Source organism: Acinetobacter sp. YH12227 (genome assembly GCF_013417785.1).
Classification (GTDB): domain Bacteria; phylum Pseudomonadota; class Gammaproteobacteria; order Pseudomonadales; family Moraxellaceae; genus Acinetobacter; species Acinetobacter gandensis.
The window spans coordinates 1-10,375 of the sequence record NZ_VPDH01000095.1 but is presented as its reverse complement, the minus strand read 5'-3'; the positions used below and the strand labels follow the sequence as shown (position 1 = coordinate 10,375).

At 39.8% G+C, this 10,375-nt stretch carries 11 protein-coding genes and 3 pseudogenes; 9 read left to right on the top strand and 5 right to left on the bottom strand.

Going from position 1 to position 10,375, the window contains the following annotated elements:
• A pseudogene (locus tag FTV09_RS15770) lies at window positions 1-104 on the bottom strand (IS5/IS1182 family transposase); the annotation flags it as partial.
• 354 nt (window positions 105-458) lie between these two features.
• Window positions 459-588, bottom strand: a pseudogene (locus FTV09_RS15765) (transposase); the annotation flags it as partial.
• Between the two features lie 225 nt (window positions 589-813).
• On the opposite strand from FTV09_RS15765, the gene FTV09_RS15760 reads away from it, so the two are divergent.
• From FTV09_RS15760 to FTV09_RS15740, 5 genes are all read left to right on the top strand, one after another.
• Window positions 814-1,971 carry an iron-containing alcohol dehydrogenase gene (locus FTV09_RS15760; protein ID WP_062034281.1) on the top strand — a complete coding sequence of 386 codons (1,158 nt, stop codon included), beginning with the start codon at window positions 814-816 and terminating at the stop codon, window positions 1,969-1,971.
• An 86-nt stretch (window positions 1,972-2,057) separates the two neighbouring features.
• Window positions 2,058-2,735: a type 1 glutamine amidotransferase domain-containing protein gene (locus tag FTV09_RS15755; RefSeq protein WP_074947920.1), complete on the top strand. Its 678-nt coding sequence runs from the start codon at window positions 2,058-2,060 to the stop codon at window positions 2,733-2,735.
• A 10-nt stretch (window positions 2,736-2,745) separates the two neighbouring features.
• A complete protein-coding gene (locus FTV09_RS15750; protein WP_010116206.1) occupies window positions 2,746-3,045 on the top strand; it encodes a DUF1330 domain-containing protein in 300 nt (99 codons plus the stop codon).
• 58 nt (window positions 3,046-3,103) lie between these two features.
• Window positions 3,104-4,492: an NAD-dependent succinate-semialdehyde dehydrogenase gene (locus tag FTV09_RS15745; protein WP_074947921.1), complete on the top strand. Its 1,389-nt coding sequence runs from the start codon at window positions 3,104-3,106 to the stop codon at window positions 4,490-4,492.
• A gap of 104 nt (window positions 4,493-4,596) precedes the next feature.
• Window positions 4,597-5,724, top strand: a complete 1,128-nt coding sequence (locus FTV09_RS15740; protein ID WP_062034280.1) for an alkene reductase — start codon at window positions 4,597-4,599, stop codon at window positions 5,722-5,724.
• A gap of 83 nt (window positions 5,725-5,807) precedes the next feature.
• On the opposite strand, the gene FTV09_RS15735 is transcribed toward FTV09_RS15740, so the two are convergent.
• Together FTV09_RS15735 and FTV09_RS15730 are read right to left on the bottom strand one after the other, a co-directional pair.
• Window positions 5,808-6,038: a hypothetical protein gene (locus FTV09_RS15735; RefSeq protein WP_180058845.1), complete on the bottom strand. Its 231-nt coding sequence runs from the start codon at window positions 6,036-6,038 to the stop codon at window positions 5,808-5,810.
• A gap of 106 nt (window positions 6,039-6,144) precedes the next feature.
• Window positions 6,145-6,753 carry a TetR/AcrR family transcriptional regulator gene (locus FTV09_RS15730; protein ID WP_004733176.1) on the bottom strand — a complete coding sequence of 203 codons (609 nt, stop codon included), beginning with the start codon at window positions 6,751-6,753 and terminating at the stop codon, window positions 6,145-6,147.
• Window positions 6,754-6,896: 143 nt separating this feature from the next.
• Between FTV09_RS15730 and FTV09_RS15725 the strand changes: the two genes are divergently transcribed.
• From FTV09_RS15725 to FTV09_RS15710, 4 genes are all read left to right on the top strand, one after another.
• Window positions 6,897-7,916, top strand: a complete 1,020-nt coding sequence (locus FTV09_RS15725; protein WP_180058844.1) for an NADP-dependent oxidoreductase — start codon at window positions 6,897-6,899, stop codon at window positions 7,914-7,916.
• A 16-nt stretch (window positions 7,917-7,932) separates the two neighbouring features.
• Window positions 7,933-8,565: a glutathione S-transferase family protein gene (locus FTV09_RS15720; protein ID WP_010116200.1), complete on the top strand. Its 633-nt coding sequence runs from the start codon at window positions 7,933-7,935 to the stop codon at window positions 8,563-8,565.
• A 359-nt stretch (window positions 8,566-8,924) separates the two neighbouring features.
• Window positions 8,925-9,353, top strand: a complete 429-nt coding sequence (locus FTV09_RS15715; RefSeq protein WP_180058843.1) for an organic hydroperoxide resistance protein — start codon at window positions 8,925-8,927, stop codon at window positions 9,351-9,353.
• A 6-nt stretch (window positions 9,354-9,359) separates the two neighbouring features.
• On the top strand, window positions 9,360-9,791 hold the full coding sequence (locus FTV09_RS15710) for a MarR family winged helix-turn-helix transcriptional regulator (protein WP_005401805.1): 432 nt from the start codon (window positions 9,360-9,362) through the stop codon (window positions 9,789-9,791).
• Window positions 9,792-9,927: 136 nt separating this feature from the next.
• Here the strand turns inward: FTV09_RS15710 and FTV09_RS15705 are convergent.
• A pseudogene (locus FTV09_RS15705) lies at window positions 9,928-10,375 on the bottom strand (transposase); the annotation flags it as partial.

The window sequence follows — 10,375 nt, the reverse complement described above, 5'->3', positions numbered from 1 at the left end:
GTAGCAGGATCAAACCAAATGGCAATATTTCCGCGACTCATGAGTGCTCGGTTATATGCGGGCCAATTGGTTGTGCGGTAGATTTTGTGTGCAGGCTTCTTCATTTGAAAATTATATCGCTGAAAAACCCTTTACAGATAGGTTTGTGCAACAAAGCCCTTACAAAGTAATCTTTTGTTTATTTAGTTTTTATAAGACTTATAAGATGAAATTAACTCATTGAGCCTAAAGCTTCATATAAGTATGAAACTTTATTACTCTAAAAAAATTTAGTAGGTCATGTTGGATTGCTTCAGTATGAGTCTTTATTTTTTTAGCTTAGGTCTTACTACGTAAAATCAAAGGGTTGAGAGTAAACCAGTATGATAATTTTTTACTCTCACACATTTTTAGCTTTGCCAATTCTGCAAGTGGATCACCAGATTCTATGATTTTAGGCTGTTGAGGATCATAACGTTTAATCCAGACATAAAGACTATGCGTGGTTGTACCTAAACGTGCGGCAACTTCAGCCACACTATGACCTTTTTCAGTCACTTGCTTTACTGCTTCAATTTTGAATTCTTCAGGGTATCGCTTACTGCTAATAAGCACCTCGTTAATTAGCCATTTTATTGGAACATCATCGACTCAAATCTCTATTTGCAACAGTGCCTTCTTCTTTAATTTATATATAAATAGACGACTGGTCTATTTTTGTATATAGTTGCTGCATGATCACAGCAAAAACCGCAGTGTGGATTAATTTTTATAGTTGACGCGATTAATAACGGTGGTTTTTCAAATCATTAACTGATTTTTGAGGATAAAAATATGCTGAATTTTGACTTTTATAATCCAACCCGTATTCTTTTTGGTGCCGACACGATTGTCAAAATCAATGACTATGTGCCTGCAGAAGCACGGGTATTAATGCTGTATGGTGGCGAAAGTGCCCGTAAAAATGGCACATTAGCTGAAGTGCGTGAAGCATTAGGTACACGAGAAATTCACGAATTCGGAGGAATCGAACCGAATCCGAGCTATGAAACCCTAATGAGAGCAGTAGAACTGATTCGTGAACAAAAGCTTGATTTCTTAATGGCTGTCGGCGGTGGCTCGGTGATTGATGGCACCAAATTTATTGCAGCAGCAGTCAATTATGCAGGTGATACATGGGAAATTTTAGAAACCCATGGCACTCAAATTAGCCAAGCTTTGCCTTTTGCCAGTGTACTCACTCTTCCGGCAACCGGTTCAGAAATGAACAACGGTGGGGTAGTTACCCGAAAATCGACCCAAGCCAAACTTGCATTTAGCAGTCCCTATGTTTTTCCGCAATTTTCGGTGCTAGACCCGAATAAAACCTATAGCTTGCCGACGCGCCAGTTGGCAAATGGCGTGGTCGATGCATTTATTCATGTCATGGAACAGTACTTAACTTACCCTGTCAATGCACAAGTACAAGATCGTTTTGCCGAAGGTCTATTGCAAACCCTGATTGAGATTGGACCGAAAGTCTTGGAAGATTCGGCAGATTATGACACGCGTGCCAATTTAATGTGGACCGCCAGCATGGCACTGAATGGCCTGATTGGAGCAGGTGTACCACAAGATTGGTCGACCCATTTGATTGGACATGAGCTCACGGCTTTACATGGTATTGATCATGCTCGTACCTTAGCAATTGTGTTGCCGGCCAATCTACAAGTACGTCGTCAAGAGAAGCGAGAAAAATTACTACAATATGCGACTCGTGTCTGGCAGATTGTCGAAGGTGATGAAGAACAACGTATTGATGCAGCCATTGCCCGTACTCGAACCTTCTTTGAGCAACTCGGACTGCCAACTCGTCTTAGCGATTATCAATTGGGGGCGACAGATATTGAGATCATCATTACGCAACTCGAATCACACAATCTGACCCAGTTAGGTGAACATAAAAATGTTTCATTAGAGATCAGTCGCCAAATTCTCGAGACGAGCCTCTAAACAAGCGTATCTGTCATGGTCACGCCACACGGCATGTGATCATGTAACGATGCTCCCCCAATCCTAAAAATTATCAGAGAAATAATATGAAAATTTTACTCGTTCTGACCTCACATGCACAACTAGGCAATACTGGTGAGAAAACAGGTTTCTGGCTAGAAGAACTTGCTGCACCGTATTACACCTTTATTGATTCCGGGGCTGAAGTCACGCTAGCTTCACCTCAAGGTGGGCAGCCACCACTCGATCCGAAAAGTAACTTAGCCGATGCACAAACTGAAACCACACATCGTTTTGAGGCGGATCCAACTGCAATGCAAGCATTGGCACAGACGCAAAAACTTAGCGAAATTTCTGTTGCTGATTATGATGCAGTGTTTTATCCGGGCGGGCATGGTCCATTGTGGGATTTAGCAGAAGATCCGATTTCAATTGCTCTGATTGAACAGGCGATTCAGTCTGGAAAACCAGTTGCAGCAGTTTGTCATGCCCCGGGTGTTCTTCGTCATGTGAAAGAGAGTAATGGAATGCCTTTAGTCAGCGGTAAATCTGTGACTGGTTTTACCAATACTGAGGAGGCCGTTGTAGGGTTGACCGAAATTGTACCGTTTTTGGTCGAAGACATGCTCAAAGAAAATGGTGGTCATTATTCTAAAGCGGGTGATTGGCAAGTGCATGTCCAAGTAGATGGCTTACTGGTTACTGGACAAAATCCCGCCTCTTCTGCTGCAACCGCCACAGCATTACTTCAATTGTTAAAATAAGGAGTAGTCAATGTCTGCATATGTGGTATTTACCCGTGAGCAAACTTCTGATTCTGAGCAACTGGTGCAGTATGCAGAGAAAGCCCCACTTGCTCGTGAAGGTCGTGAGTTAACAGCATTGGCTTTTTATGGTCAATTAGAAGTGCTCGAAGGCAATGAAATTGAAGGAGCTGTCATTCTACGCTTTCCTGATATGGCGGCAGCGCGAGACTGGTATCACAGTCCTGCCTACCAAGAAGCATTACAACATCGTCTGAAAGGGGCGACTTATCGTGTTTTTATGATCGAAGGTATCGAAGAAGCACTCTAATAGGGTGGTAACAAAATTAATCAGAGTATGTTTTTGATTACAAAATCTGGAAAATAATATGGCTTATGCATCTATTAATCCTTATAACGGTGAAGTACTAAAAACCTTTCCTGTTGCAAGTGATACAGAAGTAGAACAAATCCTCACAAACGCTCATCAAGCATTCTTGGCTTGGAAAGATCGATCGGTTTCTGAGCGTTGTGTGATTTTGCAACGTGCCGCTGATCTCCTGCGTGCAGATGCGAATAGATACGCAGGTTTGCTTACTCTTGAAATGGGTAAAATCACCAGTGAAGCATTGGCAGAAGTTGAAATTTCTGCACGTATTTTCGAATATTACGTTCAGAATGCAGAGTCTTTACTGGCTGATGAGCAGTTACCATTTGATCCTAATGAAGGGCAAGCAACACTAGTTAATGAACCCTTGGGTATTATATTGGCTATTGAGCCTTGGAACTTTCCTTATTATCAAATTGCACGCATTTTGGCGCCGCAATTAGCAGCTGGTAATACATTGATTCTCAAACATGCATCCAATGTCCCACAATGTGCTTTAGCTTTTGAAAAATTGATGTTAGATGCAGGTCTTCCTGTAGGTACTTTCAGTAATATCTTTGCAACAAGACAGCAAATTAAGACTATCTTGAATGATCCACGCGTACATGGAGTCGCGTTAACAGGTTCAGAAGGTGCAGGCTCTGTTGTTGCTTCCCAAGCAGGGCAGGCATTAAAAAAATCCACATTGGAATTAGGAGGCGCAGATGCATTGGTGGTTCTGCGTGATGCGGTATTAAAAGAAACTGTAAAATGGGCAGTAAAAGGCCGTCATTCAAATGCAGGTCAAGTATGTATTTCATCTAAAAGAATAATCGTTGTAGATGAAATTTATGATGAATTTTTAACACTCTATACAGAAGGTGTTGCACAACTAAAAGCAGGGAATCCTTTTGATGTAGAAACTACATTGGCACCTCTATCCTCACAGGCAGCTGCTGAAGAAGTACGTGAGAAAATTCGTCAAGCAGTTATACATGGTGCTATTGCTACTGAAGTAGGAGCTAGAGTGCCGAGTCAAGGAGCTTTTGTGCAACCAACTATCCTGACTAATCTAACCCCTGAAAATCCAGCGTATTATTGGGAGTTTTTTGGTCCTGTTTCAATGATTTTACGTGCTAAAGATGAACCAGATGCAATTGATATAGCTAATGATTCGCCTTTTGGTCTGGGTGGGTCGGTCTTTACAGAAGATACAAAACATGGTGCTGAAGTAGCTAAGCGTATTTCGAGTGGAATGGTATTCGTTAATCGACCTGCTTTTTCCAATGCAAATCTTCCCTTTGGAGGAATCAAACGTTCTGGTTATGGGCGTGAACTTATCGGTCTTGGTATCAAAGAATTTATTAATCATAAACTGATTTATGTTACTGATAGTAAAACCAAAGCCTAGCCTCTAATACCCTTTTACCCCTTTATTTTTTCTGTTGCAGGAAGGAGGGGTATTTTTTTTAAAATTTAGATCAATTATGGTCATGATCACTTGGAAACAATGAAATGAAAGCCAGCAAATTTTTTCAAAACCTGAGCTTAGGCCCGTATGTTTTGCAAAACCGTATTGTATTGCCACCATTAACGCGGTCGCGCAGTACTCAGCCAGGGAATATTCCAAATGAGTTGATGGCGACCTATTATCAACAGCGTACCGGGGCTGGATTTATGGTCACCGAAGGTACGCAAATCGAGCCACGTGGTCAAGGCTATGCTTGGACTCCTGGTATTTACAGCCCTGAACAGATTACTGGATGGCGTAAAGTGACCGAAGCAGTGCATGCCAAAGGAGGCATTATTTTTGCGCAACTTTGGCATGTTGGGCGTGTTTCACATACATCTTTGCAACCCAATCATGCAGCACCGGTCGCACCCTCGGCTATTGCGGCTGATAGCAATGTTAAAGTCTTTATTGAGACGGGGCCCAATGCAGGGACCTTAGCTGATCCCTCCATGCCACGTGCTTTAAGCAATGCAGAAGTTAAAGAGTTAGTACAACTCTATGCTCAAGCTGCACGCAATGCCTTGGCTGCCGGTTTTGATGGGGTTGAAATTCATTGTGCAAATGGTTATTTGGTGAATCAATTTATCTCTGCACATAGTAACCACCGTGAAGATGAATATGGTGGATCACTAAACAACCGTTTGCGTTTTTTACGTGAAGTGGTACAGGCGGTTGCCGAGGTGGTTGGTGCAGATCGTTTAGGAGTGCGTTTTGCCCCGCTATTTGAAAGTACAGAGGAAGATCGTGTTTACATGGGGTTGGTTGAAGAAGATCCACATGCGACTTATATTGAGGCCATAAAGATACTTGAAGAAGTTGGGATTGCCTATTTATCGATTGCAGAAGCTGATTGGGACAATGCACCAGAACTTCCTCATGATTTTCGTCGAGATGTCAGAGACACTTTCAGTGGTCGCATTATTTATGCAGGTCGATATACGGCAGAAAGAGGGACTCGAATTTTAGAGGCAGGACTGGCCGATTTAATTGCATTTGGACGGCCATTTATTGCGAATCCAGATTTACCCAATCGTCTCGCCCATGGCTGGCCATTGAATGCAGTAGATGCAAGCAGTATGTATGGTGGGACGGAAAAAGGCTATATTGATTACCCAGCTTACGCAGATTAATATTGACTAAGTGAGTTATTTTGCCAACCTTTGTGGTTGGCAAAATAAGGACTTAGGATTGCTGTTGCTAGCACAATTTCTTCTTAAAACAAATTCTTAAGATTTTTTAGCTGTGTAATGAGCCAACCTGCCAGTGGGAAAGAAATCAGTTGCGTTACTGGCACTAATACTATGACTTCAATCAACACCATCATCGGGAAACTTTGATGCTGTGTAATTGGCTTTAATAAAGTGAGAACCAGTAATAGTGTGGGATATAAGCCTAAATAACCAACTAAAATACGAGTCATGAGGGCTTTAGAAGGAGAATTCATTGTGCGCTATACTCATGGATACTAAGTTGATGTAATAGCAGCACAATAATAGGTAATCATTGGACTGCTATCATGAATTATTAATTATGTAGTTGATATTTAATTTTTATGAATCTTCACTTTTTAATAGAAATTTAGTTGCTCTCAGAGCTTGATGTAATGGTGTTTTATCTTTTTGCAACTTACTCAGTAATGCTGCACCTAACCACATTTGGTAAAGTACTTGTGCCAAAGTAGAGGCCTCGGTATCTGCTTGGATAGACTGATCCTGTTTTCCCAAATCAATTAAACCAGCAATACGTTGGATTACATCATCAACGCCAGCGGACATAATCGAGCGCATATCTTCAGATAGATCGGCAACTTCTGCGGCAAGTTTCACAATTAAACAGCTATCCGCCCAACCACACTGTGTTTCAGGATCTTCTATCCATAAATTAAAATACTCAATCAGCTTTTGATAAGGGGATTTATCACAACGCCATACATCATTTAAACGGACTTGGTAATTGTCTACATAATGCTGTACCAATTCACATCCGAAAGCTTCCTTAGATTGGAAATAATGATAAAACGAGCCTTTAGGGATTTCACAGCTCTGTAAAATTTCCTGTAATCCTACGCCAGTAAAACCTTTATGCAAAATCAGGTCTGAACTGGTGTTAAGAATGTGTAAGCGCTTCGCTTCAGACTTTTTAATAGGAGTAGGCTTCATATTAATTATTTACTCTATTGTAAAAAATAGACCAGTCGTATTGTTTTTTATTATAACTCATCTACAATGGATGTAAAGAAATTTTAATCACAGTTTTTGATTGTGAAGAAAAATACTTTTAAATAAAACATGGAGTTATATGTGTGAAAACAGTTATTAATCAACGCATCGTTTTAGCTAAACGGCCAGTGGGTGAGCCAAAACACAGCGATTTTCGAATTGAGCAAGTTGAGCTTTCTCAACTTAAACAAGGCGAAATGTTGTTAAAAACCATTTACTTGTCACTCGACCCTTATATGCGTGGTCGCATGAGTGATGCTCCTTCATATGCAGCACCGGTTGAAATTGGCGAAGTGATGGTCGGTGGAACAGTCAGTCAAGTGGTGGCCTCTAAAAACCCAAAATTCAAAGAAGGCGAGTGGGTTCTTTCCGGAAATGGCTGGCAGGGCTACGCAATTTCTAATGGGACTGCATGTCAAAGCTTAGGTATGCAACCTGAACATCCATCTTGGGCATTGGGTATTTTGGGAATGCCAGGATTTACTGCTTATATGGGGCTGTTGGACATTGGTCAGCCTAAAGCCGGTGAAACTTTAGTCGTTGCAGCTGCAACGGGACCTGTTGGTGCTACGGTTGGACAGATTGGCAAAATTAAAGGTTGTCGCGTGGTTGGCGTCGCAGGTGGGCCTGAAAAATGTCGTTATGCAGTAGAAGAACTCGGCTTCGATGCTTGTATCAATCATCATGATGAAAATTTTGCAGAACAATTACAACAAGCAGTTCCCAACGGTATTGATATTTATTATGAGAATGTAGGGGGTAAAGTGTTTGATGCGGTATGGCCATTGCTTAACTCTACGGCACGTGTACCGGTGTGTGGTGTGGTTTCCCAGTATAACGCTACCGAGCAAGCACAAGGGCCAGACCGTTTACCGGGCTTTATTTCCACCCTTTTAAGAAAGCGTATTCGCATGCAAGGCTTTATTATTTTTGATGATTATGGCAGTCAGTATCCAGAATTCAATCAGCAAATGTCCGAATGGTTGAAAGACGGAAAAATCAAATATAAAGAGCATATGGTGCAAGGTTTAGATAACACGATCAATGCTTTCAATGGTATGTTAAAAGGCGAAAACTTTGGCAAAGTGGTTGTAAAAATTTAAAAAAATAGGAATTATCATGATTACACTACATCATTTAGATCAATCACGTTCTTTTCGCATTTTGTGGTTACTTGAAGAAATCAAGCAGCCTTATGAGTTGAAACGCTATTATCGTGACTCAAGCACGCATTTGGCACCTGAATCTTTAAAAATCATCCATCCGTTAGGGAAATCTCCAGTATTGGAATGGGATGGCAAAGTTATTGCAGAGTCAGGCGCAATCGTTGAGTTATTAATTCAGAAACTTGCGCCGCATTTAGGACCAGATATGGATGAACCTACCTATGTCGATTATCTACAGTGGATTCATTTCTCAGAAAGCTCTGCCATGCTGCCATTTTTATTAAAAACGTTTAATGCGATAGAAACCAAGCAGGGCACGAAGTTGGTATTTCTAGAAAATTATACTCAAGTTGAGTTCGATAAAGTATTTGGCCATTTAAATGAATATTTAAAAGATAAAGAATTTCTAGTGGCAGACCGTTTAACCGGTGCTGACTTTATGATGGGCTTTGGGCTACATGCTTTAGTTTATCATATGGGACAAGGTGGAAATTATCCCCATATCCAACGTTATGTAGCAGGTTTAAGCCAACTACCTAGCTGGCAAGCCGCAGTACAAATTGAACAAGATGGTGTGAAAAGCTAAAATAGCAAGATTGATTTTTTCTCAAGGAGATTGAGAAAAAAGATGATGATTTTCTAGCCTTAAAATAAGCTGACACTTATTTTAAGTAAACGCCTAATGAGTTTCATTGGGCGTTTTCTATTTTAAAGATAGATAAGGATTCGGAATCTTTATCCTAATATCTATATAGAAGATAGTCCAATTAATAGAAAGAAATAGTGAACAAATATTTGATCTAATTTAAATTGTGTGCAATTATATTTTGTACAAATTAAATTAAATTAAATTAAATTAAATTAAATTAAATTAAATTAAATTAAATTAAATTAAATTAAATTAAATTAAATTAAATTAAATTAAGTTAAGTTAAGGTAACACACATGAGTAATCTCTATTCAACTCAAGTTAAAGCAGTTGGTGGGCGTTCGGGAACTATTCGTAGCGAAGATGGTATTCTAGAGTTGAAATTGGCTTTACCAAAAGAATTAGGTGGTAAAGGTGATGCAACGAATCCTGAGCAATTATTTGCAGCTGGCTATGCTGCATGCTTTGGAAATGCAGTGATCCATGTAACTCGTAGCAATAAAGAATATAAAATCCGTGATAACGATGTAGAAGTCCTGAGCACTGTTGGAATGGTTGCTAATGGCTATGGTGGATTTGCCTTGACAGTACACTTAGATGTCACGATTTCAGGTATTTCACAAGCTGATGCAGAGAAAATAGTGGAACAAACACATCAAGTATGTCCTTATTCAAATGCTATTCGAGGTAATAGACAGGTGTCTACCACTGTCTATACCAAATAAAAAGTTATGTCCAAGAATCAGCTTTGCTTAGATGAGCAACTATGTTTTCCTATTTATGCTGCATCTAATTTAATCGTAAAAGCTTATCGCCCTTTTCTTACACCTCTCGGACTTACTTATCCTCAATATTTAGTAATGTTGGTTTTGTGGGAAAAAGACTGTGTAAGTGTGGGTGATCTTGGACAAATTTTACATCTTGATAGTGGAACATTAACCCCACTATTAAAAAGAATGGAGACATCTGGTCTAATTAATCGATCACGTGATCCTAATGATGAAAGACGAGTTCTTATTTCATTAAAAGATAAAGGGCGAGACTTATCTGCTGAAGCAGAAAAGATTCCTAAAGAGCTTACCAAGAACATTGAGTTTGCTAACTTAAATCAATTACGAGATGAATTAAAAGCATTAGTTAATCTATTATCAGAAAGAATTTGAGACCTCTTTTACATCTGGTCTAAAAGCAATCTATCAGACAAGCACAGAGGACAATGCATTAAAGTCCCTAGATATAGAGGTGGTCCCACATGTTTGAACAACTAAAAGCTTATTTATAAGTGATATTCTGCTCTAGTTAAGCTACCTTATTTTGTTGTGGTAGCTGGTCATAGTAAAACTCATCTGGAGTCATTTTGTCCAGACTCGAATGAGGCCGTTTCAAATTATAAAATTCAAAATATGCACTCAATTGCTTTTTCGCATCTGTGACACTGCTATAAGCTTTGAGATACACCTCTTCATATTTAACGCTCCGCCATAATCGTTCAACCATCACATTATCAACCTATGAGCAGTATACTGCGCAAGTTTACCATCCATGCTGATTTGAATGTCATTTGATTTCAACACTTCAATAAATGCATCACTGGTAAACTGACTGCCTTGGTCTGTATTAAATATTTCAGGTGATCCATATTTTTCAATCGCTTCATTTAAAGCCGAAATACAAAAATCCACCTCCATACTAATCGATACCCTATGCGCAAGTACCTTGCGGCTATGCCAATCAATCACAGCACATA

What these genes read in the sequence shown, in the direction of transcription:
- FTV09_RS15750 (WP_010116206.1), top strand. Translation starts at nt 2,746, where the DNA reads ATGTCTGCATATGTGGTATTTACCCGTGAGCAAACTTCTGATTCTGAG.
- FTV09_RS15710 (WP_005401805.1), top strand. Translation starts at nt 9,360, where the DNA reads ATGTCCAAGAATCAGCTTTGCTTAGATGAGCAACTATGTTTTCCTATT.
- FTV09_RS15720 (WP_010116200.1), top strand. Translation starts at nt 7,933, where the DNA reads ATGATTACACTACATCATTTAGATCAATCACGTTCTTTTCGCATTTTG.
- FTV09_RS15745 (WP_074947921.1), top strand. Translation starts at nt 3,104, where the DNA reads ATGGCTTATGCATCTATTAATCCTTATAACGGTGAAGTACTAAAAACC.
- FTV09_RS15730 (WP_004733176.1), bottom strand. Translation starts at nt 6,753, where the DNA reads ATGAAGCCTACTCCTATTAAAAAGTCTGAAGCGAAGCGCTTACACATT.
- FTV09_RS15740 (WP_062034280.1), top strand. Translation starts at nt 4,597, where the DNA reads ATGAAAGCCAGCAAATTTTTTCAAAACCTGAGCTTAGGCCCGTATGTT.
- FTV09_RS15715 (WP_180058843.1), top strand. Translation starts at nt 8,925, where the DNA reads ATGAGTAATCTCTATTCAACTCAAGTTAAAGCAGTTGGTGGGCGTTCG.
- FTV09_RS15755 (WP_074947920.1), top strand. Translation starts at nt 2,058, where the DNA reads ATGAAAATTTTACTCGTTCTGACCTCACATGCACAACTAGGCAATACT.
- FTV09_RS15760 (WP_062034281.1), top strand. Translation starts at nt 814, where the DNA reads ATGCTGAATTTTGACTTTTATAATCCAACCCGTATTCTTTTTGGTGCC.
- FTV09_RS15735 (WP_180058845.1), bottom strand. Translation starts at nt 6,038, where the DNA reads ATGAATTCTCCTTCTAAAGCCCTCATGACTCGTATTTTAGTTGGTTAT.